General features: G+C 51.7%; 14 protein-coding genes. 11 read left to right on the top strand and 3 right to left on the bottom strand.

What is annotated here, in order from left to right; translation table 11 throughout:
* Positions 1–227 precede the first annotated feature (227 nt).
* The 5 genes from ACI48K_RS15145 to ACI48K_RS15125 all read left to right on the top strand — a co-directional run bounded on the left by ACI48K_RS15145 (position 228) and on the right by ACI48K_RS15125 (position 5,350).
* The gene (locus ACI48K_RS15145; RefSeq protein ID WP_475028447.1) at positions 228–1,211 is read left to right on the top strand and encodes a phosphotransferase family protein; all 984 of its coding nucleotides are present in this window, start codon (positions 228–230) and stop codon (positions 1,209–1,211) included.
* Positions 1,208–2,206, top strand: a complete 999-nt coding sequence (locus ACI48K_RS15140) for a glycosyltransferase (protein ID WP_475028446.1) — start codon at positions 1,208–1,210, stop codon at positions 2,204–2,206. Before ACI48K_RS15145 ends, ACI48K_RS15140 begins: the two co-directional genes overlap by 4 nt.
* A 367-nt stretch (positions 2,207–2,573) precedes the next feature.
* Complete coding sequence (locus ACI48K_RS15135; RefSeq protein ID WP_475028445.1) at positions 2,574–3,044, top strand: RDD family protein; 471 nt, start codon at positions 2,574–2,576, stop codon at positions 3,042–3,044.
* Between the two features lie 83 nt (positions 3,045–3,127).
* Entirely contained in the window at positions 3,128–4,036 is a 909-nt protein-coding gene (locus ACI48K_RS15130; protein WP_475028444.1) for a polysaccharide deacetylase family protein, read from the top strand.
* Between the two features lie 24 nt (positions 4,037–4,060).
* Positions 4,061–5,350, top strand: coding sequence for an MFS transporter (locus tag ACI48K_RS15125; RefSeq protein ID WP_475028443.1), 1,290 nt, complete (start codon positions 4,061–4,063; stop codon positions 5,348–5,350).
* 542 nt (positions 5,351–5,892) lie between these two features.
* Here the strand turns inward: ACI48K_RS15125 and ACI48K_RS15120 are convergent.
* Positions 5,893–7,623: a putative bifunctional diguanylate cyclase/phosphodiesterase gene (locus tag ACI48K_RS15120; RefSeq protein WP_475028442.1), complete on the bottom strand. Its 1,731-nt coding sequence runs from the start codon at positions 7,621–7,623 to the stop codon at positions 5,893–5,895.
* Between the two features lie 318 nt (positions 7,624–7,941).
* Between ACI48K_RS15120 and ACI48K_RS15115 the strand changes: the two genes are divergently transcribed.
* Positions 7,942–9,426: a glutamate synthase subunit beta gene (locus tag ACI48K_RS15115; protein ID WP_475028441.1), complete on the top strand. Its 1,485-nt coding sequence runs from the start codon at positions 7,942–7,944 to the stop codon at positions 9,424–9,426.
* 626 nt (positions 9,427–10,052) lie between these two features.
* Here ACI48K_RS15115 and ACI48K_RS15110 read toward each other — a convergent pair.
* The gene (locus ACI48K_RS15110) at positions 10,053–10,211 is read right to left on the bottom strand and encodes a hypothetical protein (protein WP_475028440.1); all 159 of its coding nucleotides are present in this window, start codon (positions 10,209–10,211) and stop codon (positions 10,053–10,055) included.
* Between the two features lie 193 nt (positions 10,212–10,404).
* Between ACI48K_RS15110 and ACI48K_RS15105 the strand changes: the two genes are divergently transcribed.
* Both ACI48K_RS15105 and ACI48K_RS15100 read left to right on the top strand, forming a co-directional pair.
* Positions 10,405–11,211: a formate/nitrite transporter family protein gene (locus ACI48K_RS15105; RefSeq protein WP_475028439.1), complete on the top strand. Its 807-nt coding sequence runs from the start codon at positions 10,405–10,407 to the stop codon at positions 11,209–11,211.
* A 158-nt stretch (positions 11,212–11,369) separates the two neighbouring features.
* A complete protein-coding gene (locus ACI48K_RS15100) occupies positions 11,370–13,931 on the top strand; it encodes an EAL domain-containing protein (protein ID WP_475028438.1) in 2,562 nt (853 codons plus the stop codon).
* 21 nt (positions 13,932–13,952) lie between these two features.
* On the opposite strand, the gene ACI48K_RS15095 is transcribed toward ACI48K_RS15100, so the two are convergent.
* Complete coding sequence (locus tag ACI48K_RS15095; RefSeq protein WP_475028437.1) at positions 13,953–15,140, bottom strand: ROK family protein; 1,188 nt, start codon at positions 15,138–15,140, stop codon at positions 13,953–13,955.
* Positions 15,141–15,374: 234 nt separating this feature from the next.
* Between ACI48K_RS15095 and xylA the strand changes: the two genes are divergently transcribed.
* From xylA to ACI48K_RS15080, 3 genes are all read left to right on the top strand, one after another.
* Positions 15,375–16,691, top strand: a complete 1,317-nt coding sequence (gene xylA / locus ACI48K_RS15090; RefSeq protein ID WP_475028436.1) for a xylose isomerase — start codon at positions 15,375–15,377, stop codon at positions 16,689–16,691.
* Between the two features lie 137 nt (positions 16,692–16,828).
* A complete protein-coding gene (gene xylB, locus ACI48K_RS15085; RefSeq protein ID WP_475028435.1) occupies positions 16,829–18,325 on the top strand; it encodes a xylulokinase in 1,497 nt (498 codons plus the stop codon).
* 902 nt (positions 18,326–19,227) lie between these two features.
* On the top strand, positions 19,228–20,085 hold the full coding sequence (locus ACI48K_RS15080; protein WP_475028434.1) for an AraC family transcriptional regulator: 858 nt from the start codon (positions 19,228–19,230) through the stop codon (positions 20,083–20,085).
* The last annotated feature ends 17 nt before the right edge of the window (positions 20,086–20,102 follow it).

Here is a 20,102-nt window from a genome sequence, read left to right as displayed (position 1 = left end):
TAATATTTCATGGACGCCTCTCTCGTTGATCAAACCCATTATACAACCGATACGCGCTTGGCAAGAGAGGAAAAGTGGATATTTGCCCAGTGATCTTAAAATTGAAATAATTCTTGTTTGACAATCTTTTTAGTCATTGAGTACCCTTAGGATAATCGTTTTTAAATTAAGGCCTGCTGTGAATAGAAGTCGGCGTAAAAAATATCATGAAATCGGGTACGAGGACGATGACAAAGTTAAGCGAATACGTATTGCCGGACGGAACACTGGACGGAAGCAAGCTTTGGCGCAGAGAACCTCTTTATCAGGGGATGAACGGCCGGTTTGTGGAACGTTTTTTTCTTTCTCCGGAGGAAAGTTATATTTTCAAACCGTTGACCAACGAGGATACGCAGGATCGTGAAACATATGTGTATCGGAATGTGCTCCGCTCTTTTCCGCCGGTTTTTCCGCGCTTGCTTGACGATTCGGGGGAAAGCACGGGGCGGGAAAGCTGGTCGATTTTTGAGGACCTGGGGCCGCTGCAACACGAATATCGGCTGGAGCATGCCTTGCGGGTTGCTAAGCTGGCGGCATGGTGGCACGCGCAGTCTCCATCGCAATGGACGGGGTTGTCCGACCTCGGGCCTAAGCCGCGCATTGAATCCATTGCCGCCGAACTGCTTAACCGCCGCAGCGAGGTTCAAAGCGAATTGGACCGCTTGGGACTGCCTGACAGGATTTTCCGGCAAATTCCGGATATAATGAAAGGAAAATTCGACATGCGCCAAAAAGTGCTTTCCCACGGCGATTTGCATTTGGGTAATTATGCCGTCGCCGGGGACGGGCGCTTGTATATTTTCGATTGGGAGCATGCACACCTGAACTCTCCGCTGTGGGATTTATTCCATCTGATCGATATGTCTCATCCCTTGTTCGCCAAGCCAACCGCGTCTAACGATCGTGAGCGGATCATCGTTGTTTACTTGAAGGAGTCGGCTCGCCACGGCGTGCCCTGGGATAAAGAGGCTTTTTTTCGTGATTACTGCCGCTTTTCGGCCGTGTTCTCCCTGTGGATGCTGCTGCTGATACAAGGAGATCTGGTCAGCGGCAAAAGCGTTTGGCCACGCGAACGCTTATTGGTTCAGCGGGACGAGACGGCGGCGAATTTGTCCGGCTGCATGGAGCAGCTGGAGCGTTTTGAAACCACATTTCATCGGAGGCTTTCATGAAAAAAGTAGGACTTGTGATGCGCAAAATCCAGTTTGCCGAGTCCCAGGGTCCCCGCGTGTTTGCCGAGCGGCTGCGCGCCATCGCCCTTGAGCTTGGCGTCGAGATTGTTTTTATCTCTCCCGAGCGGCATGTCGGCGGACACGACTGGATTCCGGGATATGAGCATGAAAAAGGCGATCTGGTCAATTACGATATCGTACTGGATCAGATATATGCCCAAGGTATTGAGCATGTGATTTATACCGTTTCCGGATTTACGTTTCTCAAAATGTTTATCAAGAACAGCGTGTTGTTCCCGCACAGCTTCCCCGATCCGGCACTGACGGGATATGAAATGATGAAGCCGTTTTACGGCATCGTTGATAAAGCGATTGTGCAGACCGAATTTTTGCGGGGACAGATGAGGGATGTCTTTGGCGTTACGGATGTCGACGTGATTCCGATCGGGTTTAACGAAAAGCTGGCGGAAAAGCATTTTGACCCGGATGCGATTGTCGATAACCGGGTGCTGTGGATCGGTCGGGACGAGGAGAACCGCCGTCCGGATCTTGTTTTGGAGTATGCAAGGCAAAATTCCGATAAGGACGTCGTCATGGTGTTCGGCGGGGAGCGTTACCGGGAAAGCATGAAGAAGTACGATATTCCGGGCAACGTAACCCTCAAGTTCGCTCTGAGCCAGGATGATATTTTTGCACTGATGAATTCGGCCAAGGTGTATTGGAGCTGCTCCAGATTCGACACCTTCGCCATGCCGCTGACCGAAGCGCTCGCCATGGGGAAAATCGTCGTAAAACCCGAGCATCCCTGCTACGGTCATATCAGCTCGCGCCATGCCTTTGCGGGCAACGAGCAAAACTGGTTCGAGCTGGTGAATATGGCGGCGGCCTCGCCGCTGAAATACTCTCCCGATAATCGAGAGTATGCGTTTGAAATGTTCTCCGGCACCGTGATGAAACGCGGCTACCGTGATTTTTTTGAGGGGTGGCTAAGATGAACGAGAAGATGATGGCTGCCGAAGCGGCCGATATCAAAATGCTGGATGTGCTTGCCGCCGCGGATGTATCTTCAGGTGTTGTCAAATAACGCCGCTGCGCTGGAGTTGTAAGTTAGGCTTGGATTTTACGGCGTGTCGGCCTACCGGTATCTCGTTCGCAAGTAAACTTCATATTATCGGGCTGGCTGGAAACGGCCGGCCTCTTTTTTACCCATTCACAGGTTTACCGTCCAATCTTGCAGGAAAAAGAGGAATCTTCAGGAAATTGGGCGAATACGACAAACGAATGCATTTTCGGGAAATACAACCCAGAGTTCGTTCATATGAATAGAGCAGGAGTGCTCTATAAAGAAAGGGTGTTGCTCATATGTCTTCATATCAAGACTGGCAAAATCAAAACCAATATTCCTCAAGCAGCGATATGCATAAAGGGCAGCGGGAAATGATTTATCGGGACCCGGATACGATCTATGTCGGGTTCTGGAGAAGATTGCTGGCTTTGCTGATCGACACGGTTCTGCTTGGCATTGTGTATTGGTTTCTTCCCACTTCGGATTGGCAGGAACGGGTTTTGGATTTCCTGTACTTTACCATATTGCCTTGCACCCAACTGCAGGGAACGCTCGGAAAAGCGGCTCTCGGCGCGAAGATCGTGGACGGAGAAGGAGAGCGCATTTCCTATCTGCGGTCGGTTGGACGATATTTGGCCGAGATAATATCCGCTGTAATTCTTTTTATCGGCTACATCATGGTTGCATTCAGCAAGGAGAAGCGCGGGCTTCATGACTGGATCGCGAACACGTATGTCGTCAACAAGGATTCGAAGCTCTATCCGTAACTAGAGCCGCAGCTTGATCTCACATAAAATGTAAGCGCTAAAATCTAAGGCTGGACCACATAGCAGAATGGAGGATGGACCTCATGACATTGGAACAACGTTTGGGATATGAACCGGGAACAAGGCTGTTAATCGTAAACGCGGACGACTTTGGTATGTGCCATTCGGAGAATATGGCGATCGAGCAGCTGCTGCAGGAAGGAGCGGTCTCCTCGGCCACGCTGATGGTTCCGTGCGGCTGGGCCAAGGAGGCAGCGGATTGGAGCGCCTCGCATCCCGAATACGATGTTGGGGTTCATCTGACGACGACCAGCGAATGGAGCGGGTACAAATGGGGACCGGTGACTCGTAACGCGGATGCCCATACGCTGGTCACGAAAGAAGGGTATTTTCCCGCCGATATCACGACCTTTGAAAAAGAGGCGAGCAAGCAGCAGGTTCGTACGGAAATCCTCAGCCAGGTTGAGATGGCGCTTGCGTTCGGGATGAAACCGACTCACCTCGACAACCACATGGGCAGCCTGTATGGAATTGCGACGGGAAGAACGTTCCTCGATGTCGTATTTGAGGTTTGCGTCCGCTATGGACTGCCTTTTCGCATGCCGCGGGCGCTTCCCGACGTAAGCGGCGTCCAGCCCGAGGCGACGAATCTGGCGGCGCGGGTCACGGAGCTAGCCGACCGCATGGGCGTCGTCATCCTTGACGAGCTTATCGGCCTGGCCTTCGACAAGCAGCCGGGCGAAACTTATGAGAGCTACAGGCGCGACATGATTGGCGTTTTGCGGGATTTGCAGCCCGGCGTCTCCGAAATCATCATCCATCCCGCTTTCGCTACGGAAGAGCTGAAGGCAATTCATTCGGAATGGGAGAAGCGGGAGTGGGACTACCGGATGTTCCGCGACCCGGAGGTGCAAAATGCGCTGAAAGAAGAAGGAATCGTCATGATCCGTTGGCGGGATCTGCAAAACCTGCAGCGGCAGAATCAGTCATGAACCCAAAGAATGGGGGCTAAGCGGATGCAGCGGATTACTACGCGGCCCGGCGGTCGGGAGCTAAGAAAGGTTGCTTACAGCTCCGGGAATCTGTCGGTTAATTTGATGGCGCAGGCGTTTGCGACTTATCTGGTTTATTATTATGTCGACGTGCTGGGCGTCCGCCCGGCCTGGATCAGTCTTGCCATGGTATTTCACGGTATATTGAACGCCGTGCTTAATCCGCTGATCGGCCACTGGTCCGACCGCACCCGTACCCGCTTCGGCAGGCGGATTCCGTTTATCTTATTCGGTACGATCCCGTTGGCCGCCGTTTTTTCGCTGCTATGGATGCCGCCCGCGTCGGAAACATGGGCGTTTCCATACTTTATAGCCGTGGTATTCGGGTACGATGCGCTGTTTGTTTTGGTCGTTCTGAATTATTCTTCCCTGTTCCCGGAAATGTTTCACAGCATCAAAGACCGTGCGTACGTTTCATCGTGGCGGCAGATGCTTGGAATCATCGGAATGATTTTGGGCGTCGCCGTTCCGCCGCTTTTATATTCGCAGATAGGCTGGGGAGCGATGGGGATCGTCTTCGGCGTCGTCGCCGCGATCTTTTTGGGCGTATCGCTTTGGGGGAGCCGTGAGAATCCCGAAGTAGCGCAAGGTTCTTTTCAGCTGGGGGCAGCGATTCGTCATACGTTCAGGAACCGGGCTTTCGTTTGGTATGTGATTGGCAGCTTTCTCGTGCAATTTACTTTTGCGCTGCTGCCTGCGGGAATTCCGTTCTTCACAAAATATGTGCTGGGACAAGAGGAGAGCTTTAACACGATTCTGCTCGGTGCTATTTTCCTGACGGCGATCCCGTTTGTTTTCCTGTGGGGGAAAATCGCGGCGAGATTCGGTCCCCGCCGCGGAGCGCTGGCGGCGGTTTTATGCTACATGGCGGCCTTGCTGCCTTTTGGTTTTGTCACGCACTCGGCCGGCGCCGTCGTTACCGCCGCCGCGGTTGGCGTCGGTTTGGCCGGTCTGCTCGTACTGCTCGACGTTATGCTGTCCGAGGTTATTGACGAGGATGAGCGAAAAACCGGGGCGCGCAGGGAAGGAATGTATTTCGGCATGAACGGATTCATCGTCAGGTGGGGCGTCTCGCTGCAGGCGGCGCTGATGGGGATCGTTCTGGAATGGACCGGGTACAGCGCTCATCAATCGATCCAGCCGGTATCCGTCGCCGCGGGAATCCATTGGCTGCTCGGCGGCATCCCGGTTGTCGCCTTGCTGCTTGCCTTATGGTTCTTTTACCGGTATCCGCTGGGGAGAGGAAAGGGCTGATTCAGTTGTTCGCGTGCCAACGTAAAAAGGCGCAAGCTTCAGGGCCGTACCGCCCAAATAAGCTTGCGTCTTTTGTCTTGAACGGATTCCGGCAGAAGGTTCCTGAAATAAGGTGAGCATGGCGGGGGAGCTTTGGGTCGGGAAGAAGAAGACGATCCAATGCCCCCTATTAGCGACTCAGCCACCTACATCCTAATATAAGGAAACAAAAGGTCGCTATTGTATCAATAACGCTTGTTGGGTGTGAAATAGAGGTCGGGAAGGGCGCTATTTCCGCAGAACGCCGGGAAATCGCCGCTTTTTACACCGCCTGCTCGAAAATAAGGGCCAAAAGTTCTCCTATTAGTGAAGAACACGCCAGGATCCGCGAAATAAGACCCTAAAGTGCCGTTATTTCCATGGACAGGGGAGCTCTCTTGGAACAATGGAGCACCACTTTCATGGCTTTTCCTTAGTCATGCAGGTACCGCCCACAGGGGAACCGCGTTATTTGGATTGATTGACCAGGTTGCATCACGCGCTGGGATCTGTGCGCGGCAGGGTTAACCCTGGTTCGTAATCAGCATCTCTTCCATGGCCGACTCGCTTAACGGACGGCTGAAATAGAACCCTTGGATCTGATCGCAGCCGTTTTCCTGAAGGAAAACAAATTGCTCTTTCGTCTCCACGCCTTCGGCCAGAACCGTCATTCCCAAGGATTTGCCAAGCTGAATGATCGAGAGCAGCAATGAGCTGTCCCGCTCGGAGAAAGGCGTCTCCTGAATAAAAGTTCTGTCGATTTTCAATACCTGCAGCGGCAGCGACTTCAAATAATTGATCGAGGAGTAACCCGTTCCGAAATCATCAACGGAAAGGGAAATTCCCCGTTCCATTAGCGAATTCAGCGTTTCCTTGATCAGCACGGGATTGTTCAGCAGGGTTTCGGTAACCTCGAGTTCAAGATACTGGGGTTCCAGCCCGGTTTGCTCCAACACGCTCTCCACCGTACGGACGAAATTCGGATGCCTGAACTGGATCGCCGACACGTTTACGGAAATCGGCAGCTTGGGATATCCGGCGTCCTGCCATTTCTTATTGGTCCGGCAGGCCTCCCAAAGCACCCATTCCCCCAGCGGTACGATGAAGCCGGAGTCCTCGGCGATGGGAATGAAGTTGCCCGGCGGAATTCGTCCTTGCTCGGGATCGTTCCAGCGGATCAAAGCTTCAAATCCGGTCAGAGTCATAGCGGCGGAATCGAACTTGGGCTGATAGTGCAGTTCAAATTGCCCTTCGGACAAAGCGCGGGGCAGTTTTTTCTCGATGGTGACTCGTTCGATCAGCTTATCCATTAAGTAATAGTCGAAATAGTGCGGGCCGTTCAGCGCTTCCGATTTGGCTTCCTTCATGGCGAGTTCGGCATGCTTCAGCAGCAGTGTCACATCCTGGCCGTCATCGGGGAAAATGCTGATGCCCAGACCAAATCCGATGCTGATTTCTTCTCCGGAGAGCATATAAGGTTTCTTTAAAGAATCGTTTAATTCTAAAGCCATTTTATGTATTTGCAAGGGATCGGAAATGTCGGAGATCAGCACGATGAACTCATCGGCAAAGCTGCGGCAGATCGGGGTTCCTTTGGGAAAAGAAACGGTCAGCCGCTCGGCAACTCCCCGAAGCAGCTCATTGCCGGTGCTTTCCCCATAACTTTCATTTATGTAGCGAAACCGGTTGAGGTTTACCCGAAGCACGGCGGCGGCGCTTTTTTCGGCCTGAGCCGTGGCTAGCTTCGTATGCATCAGCTCTTTGAACCGGTTCATGTTCAGCAAACCCGTAATGGGATCGAAGATCACAAACTGGCTGATTTGCTCCGACGAGATGGAACGCTCTTCCATTTCTTTGGATACGTCAAACAAAAGGCCTATGTAATACATTACTACTTCGTCGGAATCCATGATTGGAATAAGGATGAATTGGTTCCAAAATGGTTCCCCGTCTTTTTTGTAATTTTTGAACGTTACGGTAGCGGCACGTTTCTCCTTGATGGCCAGACGGATGATCTCGCGCCTTTCCTGGTCCGTATCCTCTCCCAAAAGAAGCCGCCAGTTCCGCATCAGGACATCCTCGGGAGAATAACCGGTAATTCTCTCAAACCCTTGATTTACGTAGACCAGCGGATTGTCCGGCAAATGAGGATCTGTAATAGCAAGACCTACGCTCATGGTGTCAATGGATTGCAGCAGTGCAGAGAAATCGATAATCGATTCGAAGCGGGAATACTTGATTTCCTGATCGTCCATACCTATGGCCTCCTCGAAATGAACCATATAAGTGTTCTATTCTGACGATGTTCGTCATACGGGAGAACGTCACCGTTGTTGACACTGCATAAGTCCATCATACAATCGGCCTATTGGGGAAATCAATCGATTTCTTTTAGTGATCTTCTTCATTCTGGAGACCGGGCTTCAGGTGGTAACATGTATATATTTAGTGACCGGTCACAGCCGTGCGGTTTATTGCTTTATAGTGATAATGCGATAGCGCAACCTTATGTGTGCAGGCTGGTCAGGCCTTGAGCCGACCGGCATAAGTGATATAAGAACAGGGGGATGGAAATGGGGAAAGCAACCGGTTTTTTGGAATACAAGCGCGAGGTTCCCGCGGAGATTCAGCCGCTGGATCGGATCAATTCCTGGGGGGAATTTGCGGTTCCGCTAGAGGAAGACAAGTTAAGAACGCAAGGCGCACGCTGTATGGATTGCGGAACGCCCTTCTGTCATGTCGGAAGGCTTCTGTCGGGGATGGCTTCGGGATGTCCGCTCCACAATCTGATCCCGGAATGGAACGATCTGGTATACCGGGGGATCTGGGGAGAGGCTCTGAAACGGCTGCATAAAACCAATAATTTTCCGGAATTCACCGGACGCGTCTGTCCGGCCCCATGTGAGGGCGCGTGTACCGTCGGCAAATCCGGAGCTCCCGTAACCATCAAAAGCATCGAGAAAGCGATCATCGACAGAGGGTTTGCCGATGGCTTAATCGCCCCGAAAATTCCTACGGCCCGTACCGGCAAAAAAATCGCCGTTGTCGGGTCCGGCCCTGCCGGACTGGCCTGCGCCGACCAGCTCAACAAAGCCGGCCATAAAGTAACAGTGTACGAAAGGGCTGACCGGATCGGCGGGCTTCTGATGTACGGCATTCCCAACATGAAGCTGGATAAAGGGACGGTGCAGCGCCGCGTTGATCTTCTGGCGGCCGAAGGAATCACGTTCATTACCGGAACGGAGGTCGGCAAAGATATCTCCGCGGAAGAACTCAAAACCGAGTTCGATGCCATCGTGCTCTGCGGCGGGGCGACGAAAGCCCGCGACCTTAACGTTGAAGGCCGGGAGCTTGCCGGAATTCATCAAGCCATGGAGTTCCTGTCCCGGAATACCAAGAGTCTGCTCGATTCCGGACTGGAGGATGGCCGTTTCCTGTCGGCCAAAGACAAGGATGTTGTGGTCATCGGCGGCGGGGATACCGGAACGGACTGCGTCGCCACGGCTATCCGGCAAGGCTGCCGCAGCGTGACGCAACTGGAAATCATGCCGAAGCCTCCGTTGACCCGTCAGCCTGAAAATCCATGGCCGGAATATCCGAAGGTGCTCAAGACCGATTACGGTCAAGTGGAAGCGGCGAAGCTGTATGGCCAGGATCCGCGGCAGTATTTGACCTCCACGAAACGCATCGCCGGAAATGCCGAAGGCCGGATAACCGAGCTGCATACGGTTCAGGTGGAATGGAAGAAAAATGAGCAGGGCCGTGTCGTTCCGGTAGAGGTTGCCGGCAGTGAACGGGTCATTCCGGCGGATTTGGTATTGCTGGCTTTGGGGTTCACCGGGCCGGAGAACGGGATGCTGAACCAGCTTGGCGTGGAGCAGGATGAGCGCACCAACGCCAAGGCGGAGCTAGGCTGCTTCAAAACGAACGTCGAAGGCGTATTCGCCGCCGGCGACATGCGGCGCGGGCAAAGCCTTGTCGTTTGGGCAATTCACGAAGGCCGTCAAGCTGCGCGTGAAGTTGACCGTTATTTGATGGGAAGCTCCGATTTGCCATGATCCAAATGATAACGAACGGATGGAGTTTTCACTTGATGCAGCGCACAGCTTCCCGTGCGGGCCGGCTTTGCCGGCGGTTCGATCAGCCGGAGTGGGCTCGCCACCCGAGGATGGACTAGTTCGGGCTCGACTGCGCCGGCTGCTCATACGGATCCGGCTTCGATAAATTGCCTGTACTTCGCCGGGCAAACAGCGATTTCTCGAATAGCGGTCTTAAATGGCCTTATTTCGCTCCGAGACCGTATTTTCCTAAAAATAGCGATGCAAAATGGTCTTATTTTCGGTAAAATGTCCAAAACCGAGGAAAAAAGAATTCTTCTGCAGAAATAGGGCCATAAAACGGCGCTATTCATTCAGAATGAGGCCTTCCCGTGGAAATAAGGCTATAAAATACCGCAATTTTAAGTGTCGGAGGGAATTCACGAAGTCGATCCGTTACCCGGCAGCGATTTGGCAGGGTTTCTCTGTTGTGTGGTTATGATAAATTTTAGAGGGTGCCCCAAAGCCATCGTAGATGACTTTTCGGGACACCCTCTTCGCATATAGTGGCGGCATTACCGGATACAATGTGTAAAAGTTGTGACAAATATCATAACATCGGTTAAAATCGGGATACACACCTGATTTTAACTGCGAATGTCCGACAAATTCGCCTGCAAAACTTCCAGCTTGCGGATGATTTCTTTCTGCCACTTTTCGTCGCCCAAATAGGCGGCAAGATTAAGCAGATCGAGATAATCATCGATTCCAAGCGATATTTTTCGTGAGCGTGCCGATATTCTCATGGGACGTCGTCTCCTCAACTAAGGATTTCTGATTAAACGAGTTATCAATAATGATAATCATTATCAAGTTATTCTGATTTTATTATGCACATTTATCGCCGGATTGTAAATAAGCGATCGCAAAAATGGAGCATGGCGTTCCCCGGCACAGGACAAGATATATGGAAAATGAGGAAATTTAACGGGAGGCCCTATGGAAATCGAATCGCTTTTGAAAGTTGAAGAGCTGGCGTTGAAAAAGCATAAAATTTATCGGCAAAGCCTTCTGCGCTACATCGCCAGAGCCATGCTTGCGAGCATGTTCATCGGATTTGGGGTCATCGTCGCCTTTAAGACGGGGAATTATTTTTATCTGGAGCACTCGCCTCTCACTTATCCGATGGCCGCGATCACCTTCGGCGCCGCAATCATTCTAATAGCCTACGGCGGGGGAGATCTTTTCACCGGCAACACCTTTTACTACACGTACGCCGCGCTGCGCAAGAAGCTGGATTGGAGCGAAGTCGTCAAGCTGTGGGTGTTCAGCTACGTCGGCAATATTTTGGGGGCGGCCAGCTTTGCACTGCTTATATTCTTGACGGGCCTGTTTAACGATGCGTCAGTGAACGGCTTCCTGCTGAGCGTAGTGGAGCATAAAATGACCACCTCGGCGCTGCAATTGTTTTTCCGGGCTATCCTTTGTAACTGGCTTGTTTGCCTGGCCTTTTTTATTCCGATGTCGCTGAAGGGAGACGGGGCGAAAATGTTCGCCATGATGCTGTTTGTGTTTTGCTTCTTCATCTCCGGCTACGAGCACAGCATCGCCAATATGTGCACCTTCGCCATCGCTTTGGTTCTCAATCATCCGGGCTCGATTTCGGTTGCCGGTCTCATCCATAATCTTGTGCCGGTTACCTTTGGGAATCTGGTCGGGGGAGTACTTCTGATGGGTTTTATGTATTATTTTGTGAACAAACCGTTTCTGGATGCTCACGAGGAGCCCGACATTCCGAGCAAATAAGTGACTGATTTGCGCCGATTCTACCCGAAGAAAAGGGAAGGAATTCGGCTTTTTTTGTAGATAGGCCACCCCAGGCAAAATTTCCTATTTGTCCCTTTGAAATTATGATAATATGGAACAAAATACGCTGAATATCGACAATAAAGGGTGATTTCGAAATGAAGCGGATACTCAGGATCATGCTGTACGCAGTCACAATCTTGCTTACTGTGAATAGTTTTGTGTTGCCGGTATCTGCCGAGCGAAAAGCGGTCAAATATCAGACCGAGCTTGATTATCCCCCCTACAAATTCATCCAGAACGGATATCCTACCGGGTTCGATCTGGAACTGACGAACCTCATTTTTCCGGATGAGGATTTCGCACTCCTCTACTCAGCCTCCAATTGGGAGGATGCCTACGACAGGCTAAAGAGCGGAGAGATCGACACTGTCGGGTTAATGGCGATTCAGGAGAGCCGGAAGAAGGAAGTTCTATTCTCCAAGCCGGTCATGCGTACATACATCGGGGTTTATGCAAGTCCCGGATTTACCGGGGAATTAACTCCTTCGACATTAAATCATTATAAGGTTGGCGTCGGGGCCGGACAGTATTCCGAACGGCTTCTGCGGGAGCAGGCGGATGTCACAACGTACAAATCCTTCCCCACCGTCGAGGAAGGGCTGTTCGCCCTTGAACGGGGAGAGATCGATCTGCTCTTCGAGAATGAGAACGTCGTGGATTATCTCATCGTTAAGCATGAAATGACCGGGAATATTCGCAAGGTTCTGCGCGATTTGTACCCGCTGGACGTCGCCTATGGGATCAGCAAGAAGAAGCCCGAACTCGTCAGCTACGTCAATCGCCGAATCGACGCGCTGCAAGGGACCGGACTTTATGAAGAGATGTATCAGAGGTATTTTCTCAAGCACTCGGAGTATTATCAAAGCAGCATTCGAAACCGGTACATTTTAATCGGATGCGGAGTAGTTCTTCTGATTGGCCTCAGTTATGTACTGCTCAAGCTGTATATCAACCGGCTGAGAAGAGCCATTCACGGGGAACGGGAATTTTCCAAAGAAGTGCTGGATCATACGAACCTGTTCATCTGGGCCGTGCAAAGCGACAAAAAAACCGTCCGTTTCAACAAATATGCGGAGTGGGTGACGGGAATCAAGGAAGATGACGCCGTCGGGAGGAAGTACGACAGGATCCGAGGGATGGGGCAGAGGTATGCGGAACTGGCCGCCCTGATGGACGACGCGCTCGCGATGAAATTCGTCGACAATCACGAAATGCTGCTGACCTGCGCCGACCGGGATCGACCCAAAGCGTTTCTTTTCAGAACGACCGTTATTCGCGGCATCACGGGAAATCCCGACCTGTTCGTTGTGGCCGGTATCGATATTCAGGAACGGAAGCTGTACGAGAACAAGCTGCGGCATTTGGCCTACTTCGACGCGCTTAGCGATTTGCCGAACCGGCTCTCACTGCTGGAGGAGCTGGAATCGCTTCTGACGCTCCATCAGGGAAATGCTGCATTATTATTCGTGGATACCGATAATTTCAAATATATTAACGATACGCTGGGGCATAAGATCGGCGATCAACTGCTTAAAGAGGTCAGCTCGAGATTGGCCGAACTGGTCGGCGTTATCGGCACCCTGTATAGACTGGGCGGGGATGAATTCGTTGTTCTTTTGAAACGGGTGAATGGAAAAGAGCAAGCGCTCATTCTCGCGGACAAGCTGATCCACGGGTTCAAAGAGCCGTTCCGAATCTCCGAAAGCGATTTGTATGTTTCGATCAGTATAGGCATTTCCTTTTATCCGGAGGACGGAAACAGCGGGGAAGAGATTTTGAAAAATGCGGATGTGGCGATGCACGCCGCCAAAGTGGCGGGAAAGGGCAAATACGTCGTATTTGACTCGTCTTTGATCGAATCGCTGAACAAGCGTGTCATCATCGAAAAATATCTCCGCCAAGCGATTCAAAACCGCGAATTCTTATTATATTACCAGCCGCAGGTCAATCTCAGAAGCGGACAAATTATCGGCTTCGAGGCTTTGATTCGCTGGAACAGCCCGGAGCTGGGGTTTGTGGCGCCGCTTGATTTCATCAAAATCGCCGAGGACAGCCGGCTGATTATTCCCATCGGGGAATGGGTGCTTACGGAGTCGTGCAAATTTGCCAAAAGGCTGCAGGACGAGGGCTGCGGAAGCTTTAAAATATCGGTGAATATTTCGATGATTCAGCTGGCCCAAGAGGATTTCATCGACATGGTGAAGCGTGTCCTCGGTATAACCGGTCTGGAGCCTGAACTGCTGGAACTGGAAATCACGGAATCGATCATCATGGAATCCTTCGAGTTGCTGATTCCCAAGCTGGAGTATTTGAAATCAAAAGGCATTCAAATCGCGCTCGACGACTTTGGCACCGGATATTCTTCTCTGGGATATTTGAAACAGATGCCAATTACGACACTGAAAGTCGACAAGACGTTTATCGAGCAGGTTCCGGATCAGAGGGACAACCGGTCGCTGGCCCGGGCGATCGTGCTGATCGGCCGGAAAATGGGCCTTCAGGTTGTGGTGGAAGGGGTAGAAACGCTGCAGCAAATGCAGCTTGTTAAGCGGGCCAAATGCGATCTGGTGCAGGGGTATTTCGTTAGCCGGCCTTTGCCGGAGAGCGAAGTTTTTGAGCTTGCGCAAAGTCGCCGCGTATACGGACTGGATGAATAAAAAAGCGGAGAACCCGGGCATTCATGAATGCTCCGGGTTCTCTGCGCTTACGTCGGGATCGGACAGAAAAGAGGTAATCGGCAGGGAAGCCGCGCCTAATGCGGTCGAACGGATGCCGAGATTAGCAAAGGCTACATGCGTCTTTTTCCGATGGTAGGACAGGCTCCGATTTTCCAGGGTCTCCAGCATAGAGTCTTGCAGCAGGTCACCCGCGACCGATAGCCGATTCCCGATGACAATGAGCTCGGGATTCAGGATGTTGACGAGATTGGCTAGACCCACTCCCAGATAGGAGCCCGTTTCGTTTAAGAGGGCAATCGCTTCGGCGTTGCCTTCTTTGGCTTGCTCCAGGATATAGTTCAGATCCGGGACCGGATGCTTCCATAACTTGACGGCGCGGTCGAGCAGGGCTTTTTCGGAAGCAAGCGTCTCCCAGCATCCCCGATTGCCGCAGCGGCAAAGCGGTCCGTCTTTGGCCACGGTCATATGGCCGACTTCTCCCGAAAAGTTGGAGGTTCCCCGATACAACTCCCCGCCGACAATGATGCCCGATCCGATGCCGACCCCAAGGCTGATATATATCAGGTTGGCGGCTTCGCGCCCGGCTCCGAATAATTTCTCGCCGATTGCGCCCGCGTTTGCTTCGTTATCGATATGAACGTTGGTTCCGAATTCGGGAACCAGCGCGTCCTGCAGGTTTACATGATCCCAGCCGAGATTGGGGGCGGAGACGACGAAGCTGTGCTCGTCCACGAGACCCGGAACGCCGATGCCGATGCCGATGATGCCGTAAGGGGATTCAGGCACCTTTTTGCTGAGCAGACGGATCGTTTTCCGGATTTGTTCCGTTACATTCTCGGGGGAAAAATCGCTTAACGCCACCGCTTTCTCTTGGATGACAGTTCCTTCCAAATCCACAAGAATCGCCAGAAGGTCGTTGACGCGAATATCGATTCCGATCGCATAACCCGCGCTGCGGTTAAAGAGCAGCAACGTCGGCTTGCGTCCGCCGCTGGATTCTCCGGGACCGATTTCGGTGACGAGTCTGCTGTCGATGAGTTCGGAAACCAGCGAAGATACCGTCGCTTTATTCAGGCCGATGGCAGCAGAGATGTCAGCCCGGGATAGCGGCTGGCGCCCCCGAATCGTATCCAGGACGATGGTCTTGTTCATCTTTTTGATCAACTGCTGATCGCCTGTTATTTTCATCTTTCTTCCTCCAGATGGCTTGCGTATATCGCATATATTGAAGTTTATACAAGCATCATAACACAGGTACCCGCATAAAAATCAATAACTTTGTTAGTTTACTAGACAAACAAAGTGGAACGTGATACGATCTATGTGTGAAAAGCATGCCGCACCAAAAGGAGAGGCATGCTAATCTTAAAAAGTCGGATGTAAAGGCTTACTAAACCCAAAATCAGGTAGGGAGGACTTAAAGTGAGTTATTTCAAAAACATCAGCAAAATCCAGTATGAAGGCGCAGGTTCTACAAATCCGCTCGCATTCAAACATTATAACGAAAACGAAGTAGTACTCGGTAAATCGATGAAGGATCATCTGCGTTTTGCCGTTGCGTACTGGCATACCATGACAATGAACGGCAGCGACCCGTTTGGTCAAGGCAACATGATCCGTCCTTGGGAAACGGTTACCGGTCTCGATCTGGCTAAAGCTCGCGTAGAAGTTAACTTCGAATTCGTTGAGAAACTCGGCGCTCCATATTTCTGCTTCCATGACGCCGATATCTCCCCTGAAGGCGCAACCTTGAAAGAATCCAACGCCAACCTGGACGTTATCGTAGCCAAAATCAAAGAAGGCATGAAAGCGACCGGCGTTAAACTGCTGTGGAACACCGCCAACATGTTCTCCAATCCGCGTTATGTTCATGGCGCTGCTACGACTTCGAACGCTGATGTATTCGCCTATGCGGCAGCTCAAGTGAAAAAAGGCCTGGAAACGGCTGTTGAACTTGGCGCAGAAAACTATGTGTTCTGGGGCGGCCGCGAAGGTTATGAATCCCTCCTGAATACCGATATGGGTCTGGAGCTTGACAACCTGGCAAGATTCTTCAACATGGCAATCGATTATGCGAAGGAAATCGGCTTCACCGGCCAATTCCTGATCGAACCTAAACCAAAAGAACCTACGAAACACCAATATGATTTTGACGCGGCTACCACGATTTCGTTCCTGCAAAAATACGGCCTTCAAGATAAATTCAAACTCAACCTTGAAGCGAACCATGCTACGCTTGCCGGCCACACCTTCGAACATGAACTGCGCGTAGCGCGCATCAACGGCATGCTCGGTTCGGTTGACGCCAACCAAGGCGACGTATTGCTCGGCTGGGATACCGACGAATTCCCGACAGATCTGTATGCAGCTACGCTGGCTATGTATGAAATCGTTGAAAACGGCGGTCTCGGATCCGGCGGCGTGAACTTCGACTCCAAAGTAAGACGCGGCTCCTTCGAACCGGAAGACCTGTTCTACGCTCACATCGCCGGTATGGATACTTTCGCCAGAGGCCTGAAAGTGGCCGGCAAAATGATCGAAGACAAATTCTTCGACAAATTGCTTGACGAACGTTACTCCAGCTTCAAATCCGGTATCGGCGCAGACATCGTATCCGGCAAAGCCAACTTCAAAACGCTGGAAGCCTACGCGCTGGAAAACAGCAAAATCGTTAACAAATCGAACCACCTCGAGCTGGTCAAAGCCCGCTTGAACGAATATCTGTTCAACACGAAGTAAAAGGGAAGAATTTTTGGTCCGGCCAGTGTTTCTTCATTTGTTAACCTATACGTAAAAATAAAAAGGGACGCTCGTCGTCCCTTTTTATTATAAAAGTGAAGGACGCGGGCGATCGAATGCGAAGGGAGAAAAAACGGATGAAATACGTGATTGGGATCGATCTTGGAACGAGCTCGGTAAAAACGCTGCTGGTGAGCCAAGACGGCGAGATTAAAGGGGAAGCCTCCGCTTCTTATCCGCTTATTCATGAACGCCCGGGTTACAGCGAACAAAATCCGGAGGAATGGGTAAAAGGAACGGTGTCCTGTCTGCAGCAGCTGATTCGTGAAAGCGGTATCCAGGCGGCTGACATCGAGGGCGTATCATTCTCCGGCCAAATGCACGGACTGGTACTGCTGGACGAACAAAATCAGGTGCTTCGCCCGGCCATTTTGTGGAACGACACCCGGACGACGAAGCAATGCCGCGAAATCGAGCAAAAACTCGGCGGCAAATTGCTTGAGATTACGCGTAATGCCGCTTTGGAAGGCTTTACGCTGCCGAAAATCCTGTGGGTGCAGGAGAACGAACCGGAATTGTTCACGAAAGCGGCCCGTTTCGTTCTGCCGAAAGACTACTTGCGCTACCGGATGACCGGACAGGTGCATATGGAAATTTCCGACGCGGCGGGAACCTTGCTGCTGAACGTGCCCGAAGGACAATGGAGCGAGGAAATCGCCAAGGCGTTCGGACTGCCGGACGGATTCTGCCCTCCTATCGTGGGCAGTACGGAAGGAACCGGCACGATTCTGCCGCAATTTGCCGAGATGTCGGGGCTTACGACTTCGACCAAAGTGTTCGGCGGCGGCGCGGACAACGCCTGCGGAGCGGTGGGCGCCGGTATCGTCCGCAAGGGCGACGCGTTGTGCAGCGTAGGAACGTCCGGTGTTGTTTTGACTTATGAAGAAGACAAAAACAAAGATTTTGCCGGCAAGGTGCATTTCTTTAACCATGCGCATCCGGGGGCCTTTTACGCCATGGGCGTTACGCTGGCGGCGGGATATTCGCTGACCTGGTTCAAGGATTCACTGGCGCCAGAGCTTAGTTTCAATGAGCTGCTGGCTCCGGTAGGCGACGTGTCTCCGGGTTCGGAAGGGCTGCTGTTCACTCCTTATTTGGTGGGCGAACGGACTCCGCATGCGGACAGCATCATCCGCGGCAGCTTCATCGGCTTGTCCGGCACGCATCGCCGCGAGCATTTGGCCCGCGCCGTGATGGAAGGCATCACCTTTTCGCTGCAGGAGTCCTTTGACCTGTTCACGCAGGCAGGCATTTCCGTAGACCGCGTGATTTCGATCGGCGGCGGCGCGAAAAATCCGGTTTGGCTGCAAATGCAAGCCGATATTTTCGGCAAGCCGGTCGTTTCGCTGAACAACGAGCAAGGCCCGGCGATGGGAGCCGCCATGATGGCTGCCGTCGGGAGCGGCTGGTTTGCGAGCCTGAAAGAATGCGCCGACAAGTTTATCGGATATGGCGCTACCTATGAGCCGATTGCCGAGAACGTCGACAAATACGCCCGCTTGTTCAAGTTGTATCAGCAAGTGTATTCGGCGACTCGTGCGCTGAACGAAGGGTTGCAGGAGTTCCGCGGCTAAAGGAAAGCTATAACCGATCCGTTTTTTGAGGAAAGAAAAGGCTGTCCCAGAAGTAAATTGGCTCATTTAATGAACCGCTCACTTCACTGAAAAGGGATCAAAGGTAAAAGAAAAGGTGGTGCCAGGGGACAGTTCCTGCACCACCTTTTTTGCTATAGTGTCCATTGCCGCTTTCTAAGCAAATCGCTGGAAGTGCCGGGCAAGTAAAAGCCCTCTGATCTCTGGGCTGGATTCCGGCAAATCGCGAGGTCGAAAACACCGTGAGCTTCGATTGCCCTTGATGATGGCGAGGAGGTCCGCGTGAGGGCCCGGACTTGCCGGCATCCGGTCGGCCGGAGTGAGCTCGTCATCGAGGATGCTCTGCTTGTACGCAGGCAGGTTGGAATCAATAATAAACGGCGATTTCCCGAATAGCGGTATAAAATGGCCTTATTTCACTTCGAAACCGCATTTTCCTGAAAATAGCGGTACAAAAGGGCCCTATTTTCGGTGAAACGTCCAAAATCAAGGGGAAAGGAGGTCTTCTGAAAGAAATAAGGCCATAAAACGGCGCTATTCATCAAGAATGAGAGCTTCCCAGTGGAATAAGGCCATATCACACCGCTATTATAAGTGTCGGAGGGGGATGCGGGTTTGGGGACTGAACAGACCAGAGCAGACAATTTGTTCTAACGCAAATCTTCGAAGTCAATCCGTATCTGGCAGCGACCCGGCAGATTTTTCTACTCTGTTGTTATGATAAGTTTTAGAGTGTGCTCCAAAAGCCACCATAGATGACTTTTGGGGCACACTCTTCTTTTTTTGGATCTAAATGCTTCAAGCTTCCGTTATTTCTGGTTTAATAAAAGACGGGGCAGCATTTCCGGCACCCTTTATAATTTATTTCGAAAGGAAACGAGGCTATGGATTGGACGGACCGGCTTAATCAAGTCATCGAATATATCGAGGATCATTTGGACGGGGAGATCAGCTATGAGGCGATCGGGAAGATAGCCTTATGCTCCGCCGGTGCTTTTCAAAGAACCTTCTCTTTGATGACGGGAATTACTCTGTCCGATTATATTCGGAGAAGAAAGCTGACTATGGCGGCATTCGAGTTGCAATCCGGCGGCGAGAAGATTATCGATCTTGCGGTCAAGTACGGCTACGAATCGCCGGATGCTTTTTGCGTCGCTTTCAAGAAGCTCCACGGTATTACCCCCATGGCGGCCAGGCAGCGCAATGCGAAGCTGAAGTCCTGTCCTCGCTTGTCCTTTACATTGAAAATTGAGGGGGAAGTGGAAATGAATTATCGTTTAGTCGAGAGAGAAAGTTTCTATGTCGCCGGAAAGATCGTAACCTCATCTCTGGATCATAATATAACGCCCGGATTTTGGGACGAGTGCAAACGGGACGGAACCGTGGATCGACTGCTTGAAATCGGCCTGAATCCATGCACGCTGGGCATTTGTTTCGGATACGACGAACATGGCTATAACGATTATATGGTCGGAATCGAGACGGAGAAGGGCATTGCGGAATATATGAAAATCGTGGAGATTCCCGAATCCGTATGGCTGGTCTTTGAATCCAGAGGCCCGCTGAACCCGGCGCTGGGAAACACGTGGGGGAGAATTTACGGAGAATTCCTGCCGCAGAGCATTTATAAACAAGCCGAGCTGCCAACGATCGAAAAATATTTTGGCGGCGATGTCGACGCTGAGGATTACCTGGTGGAAATCTGGATTCCGGTTGTCAAAGAGCAAGCGAACCGGGGGTGAACCCGAACGCTTAAACA

The organism is Paenibacillus terrisolis, from assembly GCF_056171975.1.
The sequence above is the reverse complement of the archived record's forward strand: the minus strand, read 5'-3'. Positions and strand labels throughout refer to the sequence as shown.

Bases quoted from the DNA above. Each gene is read 5' to 3' on its own strand.
- ACI48K_RS15105 (WP_475028439.1), top strand. From the start codon at position 10,405: ATGGAAATCGAATCGCTTTTGAAAGTTGAAGAGCTGGCGTTGAAAAAG.
- ACI48K_RS15120 (WP_475028442.1), bottom strand. From the start codon at position 7,623: ATGGACGATCAGGAAATCAAGTATTCCCGCTTCGAATCGATTATCGAT.
- xylB (WP_475028435.1), top strand. From the start codon at position 16,829: ATGAAATACGTGATTGGGATCGATCTTGGAACGAGCTCGGTAAAAACG.
- ACI48K_RS15125 (WP_475028443.1), top strand. From the start codon at position 4,061: ATGCAGCGGATTACTACGCGGCCCGGCGGTCGGGAGCTAAGAAAGGTT.
- ACI48K_RS15135 (WP_475028445.1), top strand. From the start codon at position 2,574: ATGTCTTCATATCAAGACTGGCAAAATCAAAACCAATATTCCTCAAGC.
- ACI48K_RS15145 (WP_475028447.1), top strand. From the start codon at position 228: ATGACAAAGTTAAGCGAATACGTATTGCCGGACGGAACACTGGACGGA.
- ACI48K_RS15115 (WP_475028441.1), top strand. From the start codon at position 7,942: ATGGGGAAAGCAACCGGTTTTTTGGAATACAAGCGCGAGGTTCCCGCG.
- ACI48K_RS15140 (WP_475028446.1), top strand. From the start codon at position 1,208: ATGAAAAAAGTAGGACTTGTGATGCGCAAAATCCAGTTTGCCGAGTCC.
- ACI48K_RS15100 (WP_475028438.1), top strand. From the start codon at position 11,370: ATGAAGCGGATACTCAGGATCATGCTGTACGCAGTCACAATCTTGCTT.
- ACI48K_RS15130 (WP_475028444.1), top strand. From the start codon at position 3,128: ATGACATTGGAACAACGTTTGGGATATGAACCGGGAACAAGGCTGTTA.
- ACI48K_RS15110 (WP_475028440.1), bottom strand. From the start codon at position 10,211: ATGAGAATATCGGCACGCTCACGAAAAATATCGCTTGGAATCGATGAT.
- ACI48K_RS15080 (WP_475028434.1), top strand. From the start codon at position 19,228: ATGGATTGGACGGACCGGCTTAATCAAGTCATCGAATATATCGAGGAT.
- ACI48K_RS15095 (WP_475028437.1), bottom strand. From the start codon at position 15,140: ATGAAAATAACAGGCGATCAGCAGTTGATCAAAAAGATGAACAAGACC.